Annotated in this window: 19 protein-coding genes; 12 read left to right on the top strand and 7 right to left on the bottom strand. The window is 72.9% G+C overall.

What is annotated here, in order from left to right:
* Window positions 1–13: 13 nt before the first annotated feature.
* Window positions 14–310, top strand: coding sequence for a hypothetical protein (locus tag ACWD12_RS13195; RefSeq protein WP_450099623.1), 297 nt, complete (start codon window positions 14–16; stop codon window positions 308–310).
* Window positions 311–437: 127 nt separating this feature from the next.
* The gene (locus ACWD12_RS13190) at window positions 438–1511 is read left to right on the top strand and encodes a hypothetical protein (RefSeq protein WP_450099622.1); all 1074 of its coding nucleotides are present in this window, start codon (window positions 438–440) and stop codon (window positions 1509–1511) included.
* A 57-nt stretch (window positions 1512–1568) separates the two neighbouring features.
* On the opposite strand, the gene ACWD12_RS13185 is transcribed toward ACWD12_RS13190, so the two are convergent.
* Complete coding sequence (locus tag ACWD12_RS13185) at window positions 1569–2534, bottom strand: hypothetical protein (RefSeq protein WP_450099621.1); 966 nt, start codon at window positions 2532–2534, stop codon at window positions 1569–1571.
* Window positions 2535–2765: 231 nt separating this feature from the next.
* On the opposite strand from ACWD12_RS13185, the gene ACWD12_RS13180 reads away from it, so the two are divergent.
* Window positions 2766–3380 (top strand): suppressor of fused domain protein, encoded by a 615-nt coding sequence (locus ACWD12_RS13180; RefSeq protein WP_450099620.1) that lies wholly within the window; start codon window positions 2766–2768, stop codon window positions 3378–3380.
* Window positions 3381–3442: 62 nt separating this feature from the next.
* Here ACWD12_RS13180 and ACWD12_RS13175 read toward each other — a convergent pair whose 3' ends face one another.
* A complete protein-coding gene (locus tag ACWD12_RS13175; RefSeq protein ID WP_450099619.1) occupies window positions 3443–4561 on the bottom strand; it encodes an alpha/beta hydrolase in 1119 nt (372 codons plus the stop codon).
* Between the two features lie 96 nt (window positions 4562–4657).
* A complete protein-coding gene (locus ACWD12_RS13170) occupies window positions 4658–5353 on the bottom strand; it encodes a hypothetical protein (RefSeq protein WP_450099618.1) in 696 nt (231 codons plus the stop codon).
* Between the two features lie 208 nt (window positions 5354–5561).
* On the opposite strand from ACWD12_RS13170, the gene ACWD12_RS13165 reads away from it, so the two are divergent.
* From ACWD12_RS13165 to ACWD12_RS13150, 4 genes are all read left to right on the top strand, one after another.
* Entirely contained in the window at window positions 5562–6680 is a 1119-nt protein-coding gene (locus ACWD12_RS13165) for a PP2C family protein-serine/threonine phosphatase (RefSeq protein ID WP_450099617.1), read from the top strand.
* Window positions 6681–6961: 281 nt separating this feature from the next.
* Complete coding sequence (locus tag ACWD12_RS13160) at window positions 6962–7792, top strand: SpoIIE family protein phosphatase (protein WP_450099616.1); 831 nt, start codon at window positions 6962–6964, stop codon at window positions 7790–7792.
* Between the two features lie 61 nt (window positions 7793–7853).
* Entirely contained in the window at window positions 7854–8795 is a 942-nt protein-coding gene (locus tag ACWD12_RS13155; protein ID WP_450099615.1) for a DUF4429 domain-containing protein, read from the top strand.
* Between the two features lie 141 nt (window positions 8796–8936).
* Entirely contained in the window at window positions 8937–10130 is a 1194-nt protein-coding gene (locus ACWD12_RS13150) for an rRNA adenine N-6-methyltransferase family protein (protein WP_450099614.1), read from the top strand.
* Window positions 10131–10202: 72 nt separating this feature from the next.
* Here ACWD12_RS13150 and ACWD12_RS13145 read toward each other — a convergent pair whose 3' ends face one another.
* Window positions 10203–11618 (bottom strand): HAMP domain-containing sensor histidine kinase, encoded by a 1416-nt coding sequence (locus ACWD12_RS13145; protein WP_450099613.1) that lies wholly within the window; start codon window positions 11616–11618, stop codon window positions 10203–10205.
* The gene (locus tag ACWD12_RS13140; RefSeq protein ID WP_358359725.1) at window positions 11615–12271 is read right to left on the bottom strand and encodes a response regulator transcription factor; all 657 of its coding nucleotides are present in this window, start codon (window positions 12269–12271) and stop codon (window positions 11615–11617) included. Before ACWD12_RS13140 ends, ACWD12_RS13145 begins: the two co-directional genes overlap by 4 nt.
* A 284-nt stretch (window positions 12272–12555) precedes the next feature.
* On the opposite strand from ACWD12_RS13140, the gene ACWD12_RS13135 reads away from it, so the two are divergent.
* The 5 genes from ACWD12_RS13135 (at window position 12556) to ACWD12_RS13115 (ending at window position 18098) form a co-directional block, all read left to right on the top strand.
* Window positions 12556–13131 (top strand): hypothetical protein, encoded by a 576-nt coding sequence (locus ACWD12_RS13135; protein ID WP_450099612.1) that lies wholly within the window; start codon window positions 12556–12558, stop codon window positions 13129–13131.
* Window positions 13132–13142: 11 nt separating this feature from the next.
* Window positions 13143–14546, top strand: a complete 1404-nt coding sequence (locus tag ACWD12_RS13130) for a peptidoglycan-binding protein (protein WP_450099611.1) — start codon at window positions 13143–13145, stop codon at window positions 14544–14546.
* Entirely contained in the window at window positions 14543–15364 is an 822-nt protein-coding gene (locus ACWD12_RS13125; protein WP_450099610.1) for an ABC transporter ATP-binding protein, read from the top strand. Before ACWD12_RS13130 ends, ACWD12_RS13125 begins: the two co-directional genes overlap by 4 nt.
* The gene (locus ACWD12_RS13120; RefSeq protein WP_450099609.1) at window positions 15361–16611 is read left to right on the top strand and encodes an ABC transporter permease; all 1251 of its coding nucleotides are present in this window, start codon (window positions 15361–15363) and stop codon (window positions 16609–16611) included. Before ACWD12_RS13125 ends, ACWD12_RS13120 begins: the two co-directional genes overlap by 4 nt.
* A gap of 266 nt (window positions 16612–16877) precedes the next feature.
* Entirely contained in the window at window positions 16878–18098 is a 1221-nt protein-coding gene (locus tag ACWD12_RS13115; protein ID WP_450099651.1) for an RNA polymerase sigma factor, read from the top strand.
* A gap of 34 nt (window positions 18099–18132) precedes the next feature.
* Here ACWD12_RS13115 and ACWD12_RS13110 read toward each other — a convergent pair whose 3' ends face one another.
* Window positions 18133–18906 carry a hypothetical protein gene (locus ACWD12_RS13110; RefSeq protein ID WP_450099608.1) on the bottom strand — a complete coding sequence of 258 codons (774 nt, stop codon included), beginning with the start codon at window positions 18904–18906 and terminating at the stop codon, window positions 18133–18135.
* A gap of 215 nt (window positions 18907–19121) precedes the next feature.
* Window positions 19122–19775: a helix-turn-helix domain-containing protein gene (locus ACWD12_RS13105; protein ID WP_450099607.1), complete on the bottom strand. Its 654-nt coding sequence runs from the start codon at window positions 19773–19775 to the stop codon at window positions 19122–19124.
* Between the last annotated feature and the right edge of the window lie 62 nt (window positions 19776–19837).

The raw sequence follows: 19837 nt of genomic DNA, 5'->3' as shown, positions 1-19837 counted from the left end.
GAGGTGGTAGCCGATGATCGATGCGCAGGTACGTACGGAGAGCGGCGAAATCGTGCTGCGCGGATCTTGCGGACTGGACTGGACGGAAACCGTCGGCCGCGTCGACGAAGAGCAATTTCCTTTCCTGGGCAGCCTGCTGCCGTACGCGGACACCATTTTCAATTCGCGCCAGGCGGTAAGGCTTCGACGGGAAGTCGGCGACCAGTCCGTCCGCGAGATCATCGGGCAGGAGTCTGCGGCGGAGATCGAAAGGCTCTGCCTGCACGTGGAGAACGGATCACATCTCTACCTGTGGTTTCTCGGGGACTAGTGCGTAGGTCGTGCAGTTGCGTGCGGCCGCAACCACCGCACATGAAATGTCCAGTTGGCGGGTACCCGCGCAACTCCACTTTCCGGCAATGCGGTTGGTGCCGCTTGTCCCCTGCTGGGAGCTTTCGATGACGGTGAGACTCGGGCTGGTCGGTTCGGTGACCGCCCTTTCGTTGCTGGGATTTCCGGCGCATGCCGGATCACCCTCCGGACCCGCGGCGGAGGTCGGTGACGTCGTCGTCGACCCCGCGCACAAGAAGGTCTACTACTCCTCCGGCGCATCCGCCAACCAGGTGGTTTCGATCGGCTTCGACGGCCGCGGGAAGAAGGTGCTGGACAACCAGTTCGGCGCCGCCGGGCTCGTGCTGAGCGCGGACGGCAAGACGCTGTACTCGGCCCTCGCCGCGGGCGACGCCATCTCCGCGATCGACACCGAGACGCTGACCGAGCGGGCCCGGTACGCCCTGACCCCGCACAGCTGCCCGACCCACCTCGCGCGTACCGGCTCCGACGTGTGGTTCGGGTACGGATGCGACGCGTGGACCGGCGAGATCGGCAGGCTGGACACCTCGGTGGAGCCGGCCGTCCCGACGTACGCCCACCAGGCGCCCGAGCCGGGCGTCCCGGAGAAGGACCAACGCCGGTTCGAGCGCGCACCGTTGCTCGCCGAGGGCGGCGACGGGGCCGCGGTGCGCGTGGTAGCGGGCCAGCCGCACATCAGCCCGGTCAACGTGCGGGTCTACCGCATCGACGGCGGCAAACTCGTCGAAGAAGGCCGCCAGGACCGCGGCGGGAGCAACCTCACCGATCTGACCGTCGGCGCCGACGGCGCGCTGTTCTACACCGCCGCCGGGTCACAGGACCACGTGAGCGCCTACCGCGCGGACAAGGACATGGGCAGTGCGGGCGCGTGGCGGACCGGGCAGTCCCCCAACTCCGTGGCGGCGTCGCCCGACGGGTCCTGGCTGGCGGCGGGGGTGCGCACGGCCGGCCCGGACGGCGCGTCGGTCTACGTCCACGCCCCGGACGCCTCCCGCGACCCGCGCACGTACCGCCTGCCGACCGGGCAGCGCCTCGTGGACCGCGGACTGGCCTGGTCGGAGGACGGCAAGGTGCTCGCCATCGTGGCCCGCCGGGGCCAGGAGCCCGCGCCCGTCGTGCACATCGTCGACCCGTCCCGCCCGCACCCGGATTTCGGCTAGGTGCCGACTCCGGGCTGCCGCCCCTCGCCCAGACGACCGGGTCGGGACCGGTGAGGGTCAGAGCACCTGCACGCTCGTGATGCGGCGGTGCCGGTGGTGGGCGTCCGCGATCCCGGCGAGCGCGGGGCGGTCCAGGGCCTGATAGGCCGCGGCGAGGAGTTCGTGGGCGTACGCCTCCCGCACCTCGTCGAAGCCCGACGTCCAGTGCAGGTCCCGGCCGAGGGCCAGGGCTTCCGCCGGATCGCCGTCCGCGCAGCGGCGCCGGGCCTCCTCGACCGCGGCCGCCAGCTTTTCGGCGTCGTCCAGCGTCGGGAAGACCGCCCGGGCGAACGTGGCCGGATCGGTGCGGTTCTGCCCCGGTCGGCCGAGCACCGTCTCGCCGTCGGCCAGCGCACCGCCGCGGTCGAGGGTCGTGGCGCTGTCGTCGAAGATCGGCGGCCAGACGAACACGTGCTTCTTCAGGTACGCGACGCCGACCTTGGGGCGGTCGCCCGTCTCGAAGGCGGTCACCGCGTCGCGCAGCCCGGCCAGCCGTTGGAGGCGCTCGGCCAGTTCGTCCCCTTCGTAGTAGTCGTGCATGTCCCGGCACGACATTTCGATGCGGGCGCGCACCGCCTCCAAGGGCGTCGACGACGTCATGTCGAGTTCGCCCGCGTCGTTGTTGTAGTACGACGCCACACCCGAACAGGTCCGGCCGTCGGCGAACCACAGCCCGAAGTGCAGACCGTCCGAACCGCCGTGCATGAACGTCAGGAACTCGGGCGGGTCGCGGTAGAAGCGGCCGTGCGCGCGTACGTCGACATCGGCGTCGGAAGGTGCCGCACCAGGGTCCGCGAACAGGTCCGAGATCCCGAAGGGGCTCAGCTCCAGATCGGTGAGCACCCGTGCCTGGTCCGGGTCGAGCGAGGCAAGGAAGGAGTCGTACCGGAACAGGCATTCCGGCAGTTCGAGCCCCCAGTCGCGGTCGACCCGCTCCCGCACGGCGGCGTGCCGCTCCGCTGTTCCGGTCCGCTGCTCCGGCATGCCCCAACCCCTGCCTTGCGTGTCCGCGCCACGATCGACCTCTTCCGTCGGCCAGGCTACTGATCTCCCCTCGACGGCGTTCACGAGCCGGGAACCGCGAGGGAAGTCCCTTGCGGTTCAAGCCGTTCCGTGCGGCAGACGAGTGGCGGACCTAGGGTTGCCGGACGCCCACGGGGGACGCGGAGCGGGCGTGTTCGGCATGCACGAAATCACACGGTAAGGGCTTTGCGCATGGATGAGGCAGCGGGCTGGGCGGCGATCGAGGCGGCCCTGGAACGCGTGTACGGGGATGTGGAGCCGTACGGCCACCTGGGCACCCAGGTGCCGTACTCGGTCGGCGGCCCCGACCCGCTCGACGGCATCTCCATATACCGCCGGACGGCACCGGTGCCGCACTGGCACCTGGTCGGCTTCGGCATGTCCGAGCTGTATGCCAAGGACAGCGACGATCCGGCGATCTCCGGCTACGGCTTCGAGTTCAGCGCGCGCGTCGCCGACCACGGCGACGACGAAGTCCCGATGTGGGCGGCGGTGCTGCTCCAGGTGCTGGCCAGGTACGTGGTCGGCAACCGGCCCTTCGCGCCCGGCCACACGATCCACGTCGCCCCCGGCACGTTCGGCGCCGGCACCGAGACGGAACTCGCGGCGCTCGCCTTCGCCGTGGACCCGGACTTGGGCGTCATCGACACGCCGCACGGCGCGGTGACGTTCCTCGAGGTCGCCGCGCTCACCGAGGACGAATACGTCGCGGCCAAAGGCGGTAACACCGCGACCGTGCTGGACCGGATCAGCGCGCGCTCCACCCGGCCGCTGGTGATCGACCGCACGCGCGGCTCCCTGCTCTGACCCGCCGCCCGCACCCGGTTCGTACACAGGCACCCGTACGACGAACCCTGGCGGTCACGGCCCTAGACGGCGACCTCGGTGTCGTCCGCGGGGCCGGTTGCGGCCTGTGCGGCGGCCGGGGCGGTCGCGGCCATCGCGCGACGCACCTCGCGGGCGACCTCGGCGAGTGCGGCACGACAGTGGCGCTCCACGCACGCGAAGCTCGCGAAGCCGTGGAAGAGCAGGTCGAAGCGGCGCAGCGTCACGTCGACGCCGGCCGCGCGCAGGCGCTCGGCGTAGGCCTCGCCCTCGTCGCGCAGCGGGTCGAGGCCGCCGGTGGCGATGTACGTGGGCGGCAGCCCGGCCACGTCGGGGTCGCGGATGACGGACAGGCGCGGGTCCTCGCCGTACGGCACGAGGGACGTTATGAGGCCTTCGGGTCCGGTCCAGGTCTCGGTGTCGATGACGAAGCCCTTGCCGTACGCGGTGCGGGACGCGTACTCGCCCAGCAGGTCGGTGGCCGGGTAGATGAGGAGAATCCAGGCTGGCGGTGCGCTCCCGGTGCGCAGCGCGTCGTGCGCGACCGCCGCGGCGAGGTTGCCGCCGGCGCTGTCGCCACCGACCGCGATGCGCCCCGGTGCCGCGCCGAAGCGGGCGGGGTTACCGGTCACGTGCCTGAAGACCGCGAGGGCGTCGTCGGACTGGGCGGGGAAGCCGTGTTCCGGGGCGAGGCGGTATTCGGCCGAAAGCACGCGGACGCCCGAACGGGCGGCCAGGAACCGGCAGACGGGCTCGTGGCTCTCCACACCGCCGAGGATCCAGCCGCCGCCGTGGAAGAAGACGAGCAGCGGCCCGGGATCCCGGCCGGCCGGCGGCTCGTAGAGGCGGGCTCGGAGCGGCCCGTCGGCGCCGGGCACGGTCAGGTCGGTGATCCGCAGGTCGCGGCCCTCGTTCCCGGCCAGGATCGGGCCGCCGCGCTCGCTGTCGGTGCGCAGGCGGACCAGGTCGTGCAGGCCGGTGGGCATGCTGCGCTGTATCAGGCGCATGACCACGCGGCTGGAGACCGGGAGTTCGCGACCGTCGTCGGTGCGTACGGGCGGTCCGGCGAGCGGCCGGAGCAGCGGCGCGGGCAGGCGCAGCGCACCGCGCATCATCGCCGACGCCGCGCGGGCTCCCCGCGCACCGAGTCGAGGCGCGACCAAGGCGGTTCCTCCCGGGGCCGTGGCCGGACACGTCGCCCGGCGAGGTGCCCGCACGTTATCCGACGCGGGGCGCGGAAGGGAGCACCGCCATACCCCTCACCGTGCGCGCGTCGCCGCCCGCGATGTCGCCGCTTTGCCGGTAGCTGCCTCGGACGCCGTCGCCTTGACTGCCGCCGGTTTGACCCGCGTCGCCTTGGACGCCGCCTTCGACGCCGTCGGCTTCGACGGGACCGCGTTGGAGGTCGCCGCCTTCAACACGGCCTTGCCGCGCGGCGACAGCCGATAGCCCGTCGGGAGGCTCTCCGTCAGCCCGAGTTCCTTGAGCCTGCGGACCGACGCCTTGAAGCTGCGCTTCTCCCGGCCGACCTGCTCCGCGAGGTCGAGGGCCCGTACGCCCGGCTGCGCGGCGATCATCGCCAGTGTGGGCACCGCCCATTCGCCCATCCGGGCGACGCGGTCGCGCAGGGCCTCGAGTTCGCGGCCTTTGGGCACGTCCTCGCGCAGCGCGATGCGCGGGTCCTCCCCCGCGAGCCGCAGCGTGATGCGGTAGAGCCTGCCCTCGCGGCCCTGTGCCGCACGGCGCAGGGCGTCGAGTGAGGAGAACCCGGCGCGGCGGGCGTCGTCGGGAGTGAGGTCGGCGGGGCCGGTCTCCTCAATGGCGTCGATCGCGAGGACGCCGACCTTGGTGCGCAGCGTCGTTCCGGCGTGCACGCGCTCGGTGTCCCAGGTGCGGAAGGCCAGGTCGATGTCGCCGCTTGCGATGCCGTCCAAGACGGCCCGTTTGAAGAGCACTGGTTCTGTTCCTTTCGTGCCCCGCGTCGGCCCCCTCGCCGCCTCCAATCCTAGGTAATAGCGATCATGTCGCATGGCGAGGCAGCGGGTGGGCGGCGTGTGCGGTGGGCGCGGGCGGCGAGCGCGCCGAATCCCCCGGACCGACGAACTGCCCCGGAGCCGGCCGTGTCGGCCAGGGCCCAAAGGGCGTCAAATGTAGTGTTTCCGGATGGCCATCCCCCGGCGCGACGAAGGCAGCGCGAGCGGGAACCCGCTTGTGCAGATCGCCCGTTGGGCACCGGTTGCGCTCATCAGCATGGCGGTCGTCGTGGACGTGGTGACACCCGGGGCCCAACGGTTCGACCGCTACCTGGCCGCCGCCCCGGCGCTCGCCGCCGCGACGTGGGGGGTGCGCGGCACGGTCACCATCGGAGCATTCGCGTGTCTGCTCCAAATCCTGCTGGGCTACGACCGCGGCTCGCAGTACCACGCGCCGGCGGTGAACTCGATGGTGGTGATCGCGGTGGTCACGCTTGCGGCCGCGTACGCGAGCCACGTGCGCCAGCGGCAGGAGCGCGACCTCTCCGACGTGCGCGCGGTGGCCGAGACCGCGCAGAGCATGGTGCTGCGCCCGCTGCCGCGCCACCTCGACGACGTCGACCTCGACGTCCTGTACGTCGCGGCCGCGGCACAGGCCCGCATCGGCGGCGACTTCTACGAGGCCCTGCGCACCGAGCACGGCGTACGCCTGGTGCTGGGCGACGTCCAGGGCAAGGGCCTCTCCGCGGTCGAGGTCGCGTCGGTGCTGCTGGGCTCCTTCCGGGAGGCCGCGTACGACGCCCCCGACCTCCCGACCCTGGTCGCGCGCATGGAACTGAGCATGGCCCGGTACACCGCGCAGCCGCCCGCCTCCGACGCCGCCGAGCGCTTCGCGACCACGCTGCTGATGGAGATCCCCGAAGGCCGTCCGGTGGCCCGGGTGCTCAACCTCGGGCATCCCGCTCCCCTGCTCCTGCGCGGCCGGGCGGTCTCCGAGGTCGAGCCGGTCTCGCCCCTGCTCCCGGTCAACCTGTCCGGCCTGATGCCGGGCTCGGCGGCCGAGCCCGACGCGTACGCCGTCGAAACGGTGCCGTTCAGCCCCGGTGACCGGCTCCTCCTCTACACGGACGGCGTCAGCGAGACGCGCGGCGCGGACGGCTCCTTCTATCCCCTCGCCGACCGGGTACGCGACTGGACCGCCGAGCCTCCCGCCCGGCTGCTCGAACACCTCCGCAACGATCTCGCCGAGTTCGGCGCGAGCCCGGGGGACGACGACGTGGCCGCGCTGGTCGTCCGCCGCCGCCCCTGAGAACTCCTGACCTCCCGGTCCGCGCATTGCACGGCCACATGCGCGTCGCCGTCGAACGCCGCCGCGGGCCCTGCCGCGGGCGAGGCCGACCGGCCCCTCTCCGGTCGATCCGCAGCGTAGTGACGTGCGAGCGGATTGCTCCCTTATATGGCTTTTAGAAGTACTGGGAAGGCCTACTGAACAGGGCGGATCGCAGGAAGACCGCCCTGTCGAGTTGTGCCGGGGGTGCGACCGTCGCGCCCCGGCCAACGGTGTCAGCCGTTCGACGAAAGGTGCCGCCCATGCTCGCCCTGCTCGACGCCCCCGACCAGTTGCTCGGGACGGTCACGCCCGGCAGCGGACTGATCGGGACCACGACCGCCGAGACGGGCAGCCTGCGGCTGGCCGCGCGCATGCCTCCGCGTGAGGACCCCACGGCACCGCGCCTCGTCTACGGGGCGGCGGCGACCGCTTTCGGTACGCGCGTGCTGTTCGGCGACGTCGCCGCAGCCGGCGCCCGGGGGCTCGCCGTCGCGGCACGGCTGCTCGACGCGTTCCGGGCGGGCGCCGACCACGAACCGGATCTGGCGCGCGTCGCCTACCACATGGACCTGAACCTGCGCGACGAACGCAGCGGGGCCGAGGAACTGGCCCGCGTCGTGCTGCTGGAGCACCGCCCCGACGGGCTCGTGGCGGTGGTCAACCGGGGCGGGCCGGCTCCGGTGCACGTGAGCGGCGGCCTGGCCCGGGCGGTCGACGAGCCGCTCGGGCAGCCGCCGATCGGCGTGCTGAACCCCGAGTCGCTGCGGGTCCCGGCCCTGCCCGTGCGGACGTCGCCGGGCGACCGGTTCCTGCTGCGGACCGGGGCATCGGACGCGGCCTGGCCGGAGCGCGGCGGGGCGGTCGCGGGCGCGCTGGAAGGCGACTTCGCCCGCGCGCTCGACGGAATCGGCCGGGCCGACGCCGACGTGGCGTTCGGGCCGACCGGGCCGACCGGGCCGCGCGCCGGGGCGTCGACATCGGGCGTGTGCCTGGTGGAGGTCGGCGACCCCGCCGACGCGACCGTGCCGACCGGCGAGGCGGAGGCGTACCGGCGCGCCAGGTTGCCCCGGAACCCGCTGCGCCGCGCCTGACCGCGGAGGCCCTGCCGCGAGGGCCCCGGGCGGCGCCGGCGCTCGCCGTAGGATCGTCCGCGTGGCTGAGCTGAGGGCGAAGGACGGTACGTGGACGTTCGACGGGGAGACGGTGCGCATCGTCCCCGGCCGGGACCGGGGCGTGCACCGGTTGCGCCAGGTGGTGGGCGAGATCGCCGTACCGCTGGCGGCCGTTGCCGGGATCGCGTTCGAACCCGGGCGCAAGGGCGGGCGGTTGCGCATGCGACTGCGTGAGGGCGCGGACCCGTTCCTCCAGGTGTGCGGCGGCCGGATCTCGGACGACGCGGACCCGTACCAGCTCGCCGTCGAGAACGACCGGGCCGGTGCCGCCGAGTACTTCGCCGACGAGGTACGCGACGCGCTGACCGTCGAATCCGTGCCCGACACCCCGCTCGACCGCTATCTTCTGCCCGCCGCGCAGGTGCCGCTGGGCGCGAACGGCCAGGACGGCAGCGTCGCGTTCGACGGCGACACGGTCCGCCTGGAGTGGAACTGGATCGCCGAGGAGCGCAAGCGCGCCACCGGTACGCAGCGCATCCCGCTGTCCGAGATCGTGGCGGTGGAGTGGCACCCCGCCGTCGGCCTCGACTCGGGCCATCTGCGCTTCCGCGTCGCGAACCCGCCGCCGGGCAGCTCGCAGCCCAAGCACGACCCGACGTGCCTGCTGCTCTGGGGCACCAAGAAGGAGAGCGGCACCAGCGCCGTCCTGGCCGCCGCCGTCGTCGCCCGGCTGCCGCACCCGTACGCGGCCCCGACCCCGGCCCCGGCTCCGGCGCAGACCCCGGGCCAGACTGCGGTCCCGGGCCCGGTCGCCGCACCCCAGCTGGGATCGGGCGCGTCGTCCGCGTCCCCCGCGCAGGCCGACGCCGACCCGGACGTCGTCCTGCGCCGCCTGCGCGAACTGGGCGACCTGCACCGTGACGGCATCCTCGACGACGCCGAGTTCGCGGCGGCCAAGGCCGCGCTGCTGCGCCGCCTCTGACGTGGGGGAGGAGTCCCGGCCGCACTCCCTCGACGCGCGCCCCCATACGCGCCGCCAAGCGCGCCGCCCGCGCCCCGACAACTGTGGCCGGTACGTGCCCGCCCGCTGGCTCGTGTCTCCCATAGCGGGTACAACTCCGGTGTGGAATCCGGTGAGGAGCACGACCCCGCACGCGTACAGCCGCGCGACGACACCGCCGCGCGGCTGCGCCGAAGACTGCTCGACGGGTTGCGCTCCTCCGGACAACTGCGCTCCCCCGACGTCGAGCGCGCCATGGACGCCGTCCCCCGTGAGCTCTTCACTCCCCCGGGCACCGATCTGCGCGAGGCCTACGCCGATCGGGTGGTCGTCCTCGCCACGGATTCCACCGGGTCGCCGATCAGCACGGTCAGCCAGCCCGCGATAGTCGCCCTGATGCTCGAACAGCTCGACGTGCGGGCGGGCCAGCGCATCCTCGAGATCGGCACCGGCAGCGGCTACAACACCGCGCTTTTGGCCGAACTCACCGGACCGCGCGGCAGCGTCACCAGCATCGAGGTCGACGACAGCCTGCTGGCGTCCGCCGCCGCCCGCCTGACGGACCTGGCGCCGGGCGAGGGTACGCCGCTGGACCTGCGCCGCGGCGACGGCTGGCTCGGCGTACCGGACGCCGCGCCGTACGACCGCCTCGAATCCACCGTCGGCGTCGACGACCTGCCGCCCGCGTGGCGGACCCAACTTGCGGACGGCGGCGTGCTGGTCGCCCCCCTGTGGCTGCGGCCGGGCCTCGAACTGTCGCTGGCCATGCGCCGGGAGGGAGCGCTGCTGCACAGTACGTCGGTGGAGCAATGCGGGTTCCTGCAACTGCGCGGCCCCCACGCCGCCGATCCGCACAGCCGCGCGCTCGGTCAGGGGCTGGCCGTGATCGGCGAAGGGTTGTCCACGAAGCAGCTCGAGATGGTGCGCACTCTCACCGACACGGGCGGGACGGACCTGGGCACGGCGCCGCGCTTGTCGGAGCGGCGCTGGTGGGGGCTCAGCCTCTCGGACCCGCGCACGCTGCTGATCACCGGACGGCACGGCGGCCACGTCGCGTGGGGGCTCTTCGACGCCGACGGTCCTGACGGTGCGGGGCTGGCGGTGGTCCACGACGGGCGCGTCATCGGGTACGGCGACGGCAACGCCGCCGACGTGCTGCGCCAGCGTGTCGAGGACGCTCCGCCGGTGGACCCCTCGCGCCTGACGGTGACCGCGTATCCGCCGGACGCCACCATCCCGGCGCCACCGTCCCGGGGCTTCAGCTGGCGCATCACCCGGGAGCACCACCGCTACCGCGTGCACTGGCAACCGGAGTAGCGCGCACAGGCCAGTTCGCGGGCCACGGGTCGCCGGCTCAGGCACTCAGGCACTCAGGCACTCAGGCAAGCGTCACGCCATGGGCAGGCGTACCGTCACCGCGAGGCCCCCTTCGGTACGCGCCTCGGCCGCGACGTTGCCGCCGTGTGAGTCGACGACCGCGCGCACGATCGACAGGCCCAGTCCGGTTCCGGCCTTCGTGCCCGCGAGGCGGGCGGCGGTGCCCCGGTGGAAGGGCTCGAACAGTTCCTCGACGTCGGCGGGGTCGACACCAGGGCCCGAGTTGACCACCCGGAGTTCGGCTTCCTCGCCGGCCCGTCCGGTGGTGACCTGGATGCGGCCTCGGCCCTGGCCGTCGCGCTTGTTGTGGCGTACGGCGTTCTGCACGAGGTTCGCCGCCACCTGTTCCAGCAGCACCGGGTCGCCGGAGGTGGGGGCGCGGCCGAGGTCGGTGGTGATGACGACGCCCGCCGCCGCGGCCTCGGCCCGGTACATGTCGACGGCCTCGCCCGCCAGCGACGCGAGGTCGGTCTCGGTGTATCTCTCGGGCCCCTGCTGGCCTTTCGCGAGCAGGAGGAGGCTGCCGACGAGGCGTTCGCTGCGGGCGGTCGCACGCAGCGAACGCTCGATCGACGGCCGCAGATCGTCGGGTACGCGTCCTTCGGCCAACGGGATCTCCAGGGACGCGCGCTGGAGGGCGAGCGGAGTGCGCAGTTCGTGCGACGCGTTGGCGGCGAAGCGCCGGTTGGCGGCGAAGGCCCGGTCGAGCCGGCCGAGCATGGCGTCGAACGTGTCGGCGAGTTCCTTGATCTCGTCCTCGGGACCGTGGAGCGCCAGGCGGTCGTCGAGGTTGCGCTCGGAGATGCGGCGCGCGGCGGCGGTCACGGTGTGCAGGCGGACGAGCGAGCGTCCGGCCATCCACCAGCCCAGCGCGGCCGCGATCAGCACGAGCACGGCGAGCGCCAGGAGGGACTGGCCGACCAGGGCGTTGAGCACCAGGGTCTTGAAGCTGACGAAGCCGTCTTCGGCGGCCCGCCTCAGCGCGACCGTACTTGTCTTGCCCGCGTCGACGTCCGCCCCGGGGATAGGCGAGGCGGGCACCACGCCCGGCGCCGCCGGGGACGCGGGCACGGCTTCGGCACCGGGCGGCACCACGGGCTGGAGGATGGTGTCTGCGGGGAACACGGCGTACGGCGCGGTCGTGACCGCCGCGCTCTTGTCCCCGAGGATGCGGTTCACCGCCAGGTACTGCACGAACAGGAGCACCGCGCCGCCCGCGAGGAAGACCAGGCTGTACATCATCGTCAGGCGCGTGCGGATGCGCAGGCCGCGGCCGGGGCCGTGGTCTTCCCACTCCTCCGGGCCGTCCACCGCCTCGTGGTGCGCTGCCTCGTCGTGCGCTGCCTCGTCGTGCCCTGCCTCGTCGCCTGCCGTCTCGTCGTGTCCGGGGTCCCACGACCGCGGGTCGTCGGCCTCGTGCCGCGTCACAGCCGGTATCCGATCCCGGGAACGGCCTCGATCAGCGGCGGCTCGCCGAGCTTGCGGCGGAGGCCGTGCATGGCGACCTTGACCACCGAGCTGCGCGGGTCGACGGCCTCCTCCCATGCCTCGTCGAGGAGTTCGGTGTGGGTCACCACACCGCCGTCGGCCGCCAGGAGCAGTTCCAGGATCATCATTTCCTTCGGGCTGAGCCGCAGCAGGCGGCCGTCGCGTTCGGCGAGGTGGCGCTGCCGGTCCAGGACGACGCCGTGGCGTTCGAGGACCGAGCCCACGGCCGGTCCGCCACCGCGCCGGGCGAGGGCGTGGACGCGGGCGACGAGTTCGGTGTACGCGAAAGGCTTGGCGAGGTAGTCGTCGGCGCCCAGGTTCAGCCCGCCGACGCGGTCCGCCACCGAACCGGATGCGGTGAGCATGAGGATGCGGGCGCCGTTCCGCGTCGCGACGAGGGTGCGGCAGACGGCGTCGCCGTGCAGGACCGGCAGGTCGCGGTCGAGGACCACCACGTCGTACGCCGACGCGGCGGCGCACTCCAGCGCCCGCGCGCCGTCCCGTGCGACGTCGACGGAGAAGCCCTGGCCCCGCAGCCCCTCGGCGAGCAGGTCGGCCATTTCTTCCTCGTCCTCGACGATGAGCACCTTCATCGCGTCCTCGACCTCTTCTCCGGCGTACTTCCGCTGTGCCGTTTTGCTGATTTTTGTTCCCTTGTCTCCGCACATGACCGGGATCTTCATGATCCCAGCGGATCCCGGCGCGACGGCACCGCGACCCGCCCGGGCACCGGCCCCGCGCGACGACCTGCCCAAGACTCCGGCGCGGCCGGTTAGGACGCGGTTAGCGGCGCGCGAACCTGCACCGAACCGCCGCCTGCCTAGAACTGGACGACGCCGGGCGGCAGCGGGCCGCCCCACCGCGAAGGGACCTTGTGATGCGGAACCTCCCCACGCTCCACCGCGGGCGCCTGCACCGGGCCGTGACCGGTACGGCAGCCGTCGCGTTCGCCTGCGTGCTCACCCTGTCCGCCTGCGCCAAGGACGGCGGTTCCGACAAGGACGGCGACGTCGCGTCGCTGGGCGACAAGGACAAGAACGCCGGCGCGCCGCCCGAGGCCGCCGCGGGCGAGAAGGGCGACATGGTGAAGTACGCCCAGTGCATGCGCGACAACGGTGTCGACATGCCGGACCCGAACGCCGACGGCAGCATGATGGCCCAGGCGATACCGGCCGACGGCGGCCCCGAGGCGGCCAAGATGGAGACCGCCTCCAACGCGTGTCGCAAGTGGCTTCCCAACGGTGGTGAGATCACCGAGAAGCAGAAAGCCGAGATGCGCGAGTCCAACCTCAAGATGGCTCAGTGCCTGCGCGAGCACGGCCTCAACGTGCCCGACCCGGACCCGGACGGCCGCATGGCCCTCGACCTGGGCTCCGACCAGGCCAAGGCCGACGAGGCGATGAAGGCGTGCGGCCAAAAGGGCGGCATGGGCGCGATGACCGTGACCAAGTGACGGGGCCCGGCATGAACCACCTTCCCGACGACGGATTCGGCGGAAGTCCCGAAGAGCCGGGCACGGCACAGGAGTTCGCGGAAGCGAGAGGACGGCGGCCGCGCAACCGCACGCGTACGCGTACCTTCGCGGTCGCGGGTGTCGCGGCAGTCGTGGCACTCGGCGTGGGCGGCGCGGTGGTCTTCTCCCCCGGCGACGACACCGACAAGGCCGCGAGCCAGACGCAGAGCCCGGGTGCCACGACACCGATCGTCAAGGGCGATCTGACGGTGAACGCCGAGGTCGACGGCACGCTCGGCTACGGCGGCTCCGGCTCGGTGTTCGCCCAGTCGCGCGACCCGGGCAACGACCAGGGCGGCTCCGGCGGAAACGGCGGCTCGGGCGGCTCGGGCGGCTCGGGCGGCAACACGCCTCCGCCCGGGGGCGGCCCGTCGTCCGGCCCACAGAACTCGCCGCAGAATCCTCCGCAGAGCACTACGCCCAGCCAACCCCCGTCGCAGCCGCCGACCAAGCAGGTGGACAAGGAGCAGAAGAAGGAAGACGAGCAGTACGCCGGCCAGCAGATCTTCAGCGCGCTGCCCAGGGTCGGCGACGTCGTCAAGCAGGGCGAGACGATGTACGAGGTCAACGGCCGCCGCGTACCGCTCTTCTACGGCTCGTCGCCGCTGTGGCGCGCGCTGGCCAAGGGCGTCTCGAACGGCCCCGACGTGCAGTTGCTGGAGCGGAACCTCGCCGCGCTCGGCTTCGGCTCCGACCTCAGCGTGGACGAGAAGTTCACCGACGGCACGGCCGCGGCGGTCAAGCGCTGGCAGAAGTCGCTCGGGCTGCCGCAGACCGGCCGGGTCGACCCGTCCGCCGTCGCCGTGCAGCCGGGCGCGGTACGCGTCACCGCGGTGAAGGCGTCGATCGGCGCACCCGCCCAGGGCGAAGTCGCCGCGGTCTCCGGGACCGGGCGCCTGGTGGACGTGAAGCTGCCGGTGGACCAGCAGAACATCGCACGCAAGGGCGACAAGGTGACCGTGCAACTGCCGGACGGCAAGACCACCACGGGAACGATCTCCGAAATCGGCACGGTCGCCTCCAAGGAGGAGCAGAACGGCGGCATGCCGGGCCAGGGCGGCGGCAAGGCGACGGTCCCGGTGACGGTGACCCTCGACAAGCCCGAGGAAGCCGGTGCCCTCGACGGCGCGCCGGTGAGCGTCGGGTTCACCAGCCAGAGCCGCAAGGGCGTGCTGTCGGTGCCGGTCAACGCGCTGGTCGCGCTGGCCGAAGGCGGGTACGCGGTCGAGGTCGTCGACGCGGCCGCCGGCACCCGAAAACTGGTCGGCGTGCAGCCGGGGCTGTTCGCGAACGGCCGGGTGGAGATCACCGGCGAGGGCCTGGCGGCGGGGCAGAACGTGCGGGTGCCGTCATGACGCACGGCAGCGCCTCCGGCGTACCCCCGCATCACCCGGACGGCGGGGCGCTCGAGGCGTGGTTCCCCCAGGGTGGGCCCGCCGTGCCCGGGCCGACACCCCCGGCGGACGACCGCACGGCCGACGACCGCGGGGCCGACGTGATCGCACTGCACGACGCGTCGAAGACGTACCCCGGGGGCCTCACCGCACTCGACCGGGCCTCGCTCACCATCCGCGAGGGCGAACTCGTGGCGATCGTCGGGCCGTCCGGCTCCGGCAAGTCGACGCTGCTCAACCTGATGGGCACGCTCGACCGGCCGTCCTCGGGACACGTCGAGGTGCTGGGCCACGACGTCGCGGCGCTGTCGGACCGACGTCTGTCGGCCGTGCGGGCGCGCTGGATCGGCTTCGTGTTCCAGCAGTTCTTCCTCTCGCCCCACCTGACCGCGCTGGACAACGTCGCGAACGGCCTGCTGTACCACGGCATCGGCCACTCCCGGCGGCGCGACCGCGCGGCGGACGCCCTCGAACGCGTCGGCCTCGGGAAGCGCCTCGATCACCGGCCGCACGAACTGTCCGGCGGCGAGCGGCAGCGTACGGCCATCGCGCGCGCCGTCGTGTCGCGGCCGCGCATCGTCCTCGCGGACGAGCCCACGGGCGCTCTCGACTCGGCCTCCGGCGCGGCCGTCGTGCAACTGCTGCGCGACCTGAACGCGCAGGGCACCACCATCGCGGTGATCACCCACGACCCGCAACTGGCCGGGTCGCTGCCACGCCGGGTGAGCATCCTGGACGGGCGGATCCGGCACGACAGCATGGCGGGGACGGCCGCATGAACCTGCGTACGAAACCCCGCCTCACCCCCCCGCCGCCCACCGCGACCACCGCACGCGAGAAACTGCCGACGCCGGCGCGCCTGCGGCCGCGCGACGTCATCGCGGTCGGCCTGTCCGGGCTGCGCGGGCGCAAGCTGCGCGCGGTGCTGTCCGCGCTCGGCATCGCCATTGGCGTCGCCGCGATGGTCGCGGTCGTCGGCATCGGCACGTCGAGCGAGGCACGACTCAACGAGCAGATCGCCAAGCTCGGCACCAACCTCCTGACCGTCGGGCCCGGTACGAGCTTCACCGGCGACCAGAGTCCGCTGCCGTCCGATGCGGACGCCATGGTGGAGCGCATCGGCCCCGTGGAGTCGGCGACCGCGACCGGCAAGACCCGGGGAACCGTACGCCGCAACGACCGCATCGGCGAAGGCATCACCGGAGGAATCGAGGTCCAGGCCGCCCGTCTGGACCTGCTCGACACCATCGGCGCGAAGCTGCGTGCGGGACGCTTCCTGGACCCGGCGACCGAGCGCTACCCCACGGTCGTCCTCGGCTCCAAGGCCGCGGAGCGCCTCGGCATCGACGCACCCGGCGGCCAAGTGTGGCTCGGCGGCCAGTGGTTCACCGTCATCGGACTGCTCGAACCCGTGCCGCTCGCACCGGAACTGGACACCTCGGCACTGGTCGGCTGGCACGCCGCGACCGAGTACCTGGGCTTCGACGGCAGCCCGACGACCGTCTACACCCGCACCGCGGCGTCGGGCGTCGAGTCGGTCCGCGACGTGCTGGCGCCGACCGTGAACCCGAAGAACCCCAACGAGGTCAAGGTCTCGCGCCCGTCGGACGCGCTCGCCGCGCAACTCGCCGCGAAGGACACCTTCAACGCACTGCTGCTGGGCCTCGGCGCCGTGGCACTCCTGGTCGGCGGCGTGGGCGTGGCCAACACCATGGTCATCGCCGTACTCGAACGCCGCCAGGAGATCGGCCTACGCCGCGCCCTGGGCGCGCACCGGGGCCAGATCCGCACCCAGTTCCTGACCGAGGCGGTAACCCTGGCCGGCCTGGGCGGCGTGGCGGGCGCCCTGCTCGGAGGTGCGGCGACGTACGGCTACGCCGCCGTCAAGGACTGGCCCTTCGAGATCCCCCTCATGGCCCTCGCCGGCGCGGTGGCCGCATCCGCGGCAGTGGGCGCAATCGCAGGCCTCTACCCGGCATCCCGGGCCGCAAGGCTCACCCCCACAGAGGCCTTGGCGACGTCCTGACCCCCCGATCGCCCGTCCGGCGCACGTGGAGTGGGCCACGTGCGCCGGACGGCGCCTTACCTCCGCCGGAACGCCGGTCTCCGCACCACAGCACACGACCGCGACGCCTTTCCCCATCCCCGCCCACACGCGTGGTGCACGATGATCGGGTGGTGGACGCCCCGAACAACCCCGACGATGCGGACAACACCCGCAGCACAGGCAACCCTGACGACGAACTCGTCACCCCTGCCCTCTCCCCCGACCACGAATCACTCCTCCGGCAACTGGCCCCCCAAGTCCTGGGTGCCCTGGTACGCCGTTACGGCCACTTCGACCTTGCCGAGGACGCCGTCCAAGAAGCACTGCTCGCGGCGACGCGGCAGTGGCCCGCCGACGGCATACCGGACAACCCCCGCGGCTGGCTCGTCACCGTCGCGTCGCGGCGGCTGACCGACCGGCTGCGCAGCGAGGAGTCCCGGGCACGCCGCGAGGAGACGGCGTTCGCCCTGATCCCGACCGGCGCGTGGCACGCCGCACCCGCGGACGCGGAGCAACCCGCCGAGCACGACGACACCTTGACCCTGCTCTACCTGTGCTGCCACCCCGCCCTGTCCGCACCGTCCCAGGCGGCCCTGACCCTGCGCGCGGTCGGCGGTCTCACCACGGCCGAGATCGCGCGGGCGTTCCTGGTACCGGAAGCGACGATGGCGCAGCGCATCAGCCGCGCGAAGCAGACCGTGAAGAAGGCCGGCGCCCGCTTCGAGATGCCGCCGCGGTCGGAGCGCGACGAACGTACGCGCGTGGTGCAGCACGTCCTCTACCTCGTCTTCAACGAGGGCTACACCGCGTCCTCAGGTCCCGACCTGGTACGCACCGACCTGACCGCCGAGGCCGTCCGGCTCACCCGCGAGGTGCGCCGCCTGCTGCCCGACGACGCCGAGACCGCGGGCCTGCTGGCGCTGATGCTGCTCACCGATGCCCGGCGCGCTGCTCGCACCGGGCCGGACGGCGAACTGGTACCGCTCGCCGAGCAGGACCGGTCCGTCTGGAACGCGGACTTCGTCACCGAAGGCGTCGCCCTGGTCGGGGAGGCACTGGGCGCGGGCGAGGTCGGGCCGTACCAGCTGCAGGCGGCCATCGCCGCCGTGCACGACGAGGCGCCGTCCGACGGCGCGACCGACTGGCCGCAGATCCTCGCGCTGTACGACCTGCTCGAACAGGTGGCCCCCGGCCCGATGGTGGCCCTCAACCGAGTCGTCGCCGTCGCGCGCGTGCACGGTGCGCAAACCGGCCTCGATGTCCTCGATCAATTGGCGGACACCGCGCTCCGCGGACATCACCGCGTCGCCGCCGTCCGGGCGCACCTGTTGGAGGAGACCGGCCACCGGGACGCCGCGCGAGCGGCGTACGAGGAGGCGGCGAAGCTCACCGCCAGCGCCCCCGAACGCACCTACCTGACCCGGCGCGCTCGTCGTCTCGCGCAGTCGAAGCCCCCGGGCGACTGAACCGCGACCGTACGGCCGGCCCCGAGCGGACCGTTCACCGCTGCGGCACCGCCGCCATCACCTGGCTGAACCGCGGCGAGCCCGACACCTGTCCGACCTGGCCGTGCCACTGCACGTCGAGGGGTTCGATCACGCCGTCGTGCCACCACAGCGGCCGAACGCTCATCGGGTGCTGCCCGCGCGTCAGTTCGTGTCCGGTCCCGAACATGTGCCCGACCATGTCGATCACCCGGGGGTTGTGGATCGGAATCGCCAGCAGCGTGTTGTCGTCGGGCAGGGTGACGAGCGCGCCGGCCGGCAGGTCCTCGCCGAGCGCTTCACCCAGCCGGGTCAGCTGTGCGGACCCGGGCCACGCCTGTCCGGTGAACATCGTCATCGGAACGCCGGAGGCGGTGTCGAACTCGCTGCGCGAGAAGTGCTCGGCCCGCAGGTTGGTCGCCGACTGGAGCCATACGTCCTCGGATTCCATCCCCCACGCCTGTGCCATCGGCACCTCGGCGGGGGCGATGGCACCGTCGGGCAGCTTGACGCACGCGATGGCCGCGAGTTCGTCGGTCAGGGGCCAGGCGATGGCCGGCGGCGCGAGGTGCGGCCCGACCCGGGTGACGCTCAGCCGCAGGTCCTGGCGGATGCGCTCGACGGGGGCTCCCGTCAGCATCTGCCGGTAGTCGGGTGCCCCGCCCTGGACCCCGCCCTGACTTCCGCCGGGAGCGCCCGGCCCGCCCGGCATCGGTTGCCCGGCGGCGGGCTGACCGTAGGGGCCGGGCTGCTGACCGGCGCCAGGCCGGTTGCGGCGGAACATCGCCATGCGTTGGTGTCCCTCTTGAACGGGTGCGCGCTCCGCCAGGGCGGACGCGACGGTCGACACTTGACCCCCTGTGTCTACCTGGCCGCCGTCCTGCGGTGCAACCGACAGGGCCGGTGCGCGCCGGCGGCCACGGCGACGCGCGACGACGGGCGGCGTACCGCACCCGCCCCGGTCTTCCGCCGCCCTTGGTTCCGCGACCGCCGCTCCGCGACCGCCTATGCCCCGTCCGTGCGCCCGTCCCCCGGCCCGTTCGGCTCCTCGGCAAGCGCGTCGAAGATCCTGCGCAGTTCGGCCAGCGCTTCACGCTGCGCCCGCTTGGGGTCCTCGGCGCGGCCGATCGTACGGGCCGCCTCGCTCAGCCCGCCGAACAGCATGCGGGCGAGGGGTTCCACCGGCCTGGGCGCAATCCGTCCGGCGTCGATGGCCCGCGAGACACCGGTCCGCATCTGCCTGACGCACAGCTCGATGACCTCGTCGACCGCCTCGACGCCGAGCGCGCCCGGCGCGTCCCGGAGGGTGATGCGCTGCACCCCCGGATCGAGGCACATCACGAGGTACGCCTTGCAGCCCTCGAACACCGCGTCCCAGCGGTCCCGCTCGTGGACCTTCAGGTACGCCGTGGCCACCGCCTCGGCGATCTTGGCCTCCTCCGCCGCGTAGACCGCGTGGAACAGCGCTTCCTTGTTGCGGAAGTGGTGGTACAGCGCACCCTTGCTGACTCCCGCGCGTTCGCACACGGCGTCCAGCGAAGTCGCCGCGTACCCGTCCGCCGCGAACAGCGCGCGGGCTGCCGCGAGCAGCTCGGCGGTGGTGGTGCCGGAGCGTTCCTGCTGCGTCCGGCGGGTGCGGGGGCGCGTCGTCGTGGCCATCGGACTATTCAACCCCACACCCGCCTTCCACCCCAGAGCCGCGGTGGCGGCCCCGGCGGTCC

The sequence above is a fragment of the Streptodolium elevatio genome, assembly GCF_053592165.1.
This window is presented reverse-complemented; position numbering and strand designations above follow the sequence as displayed.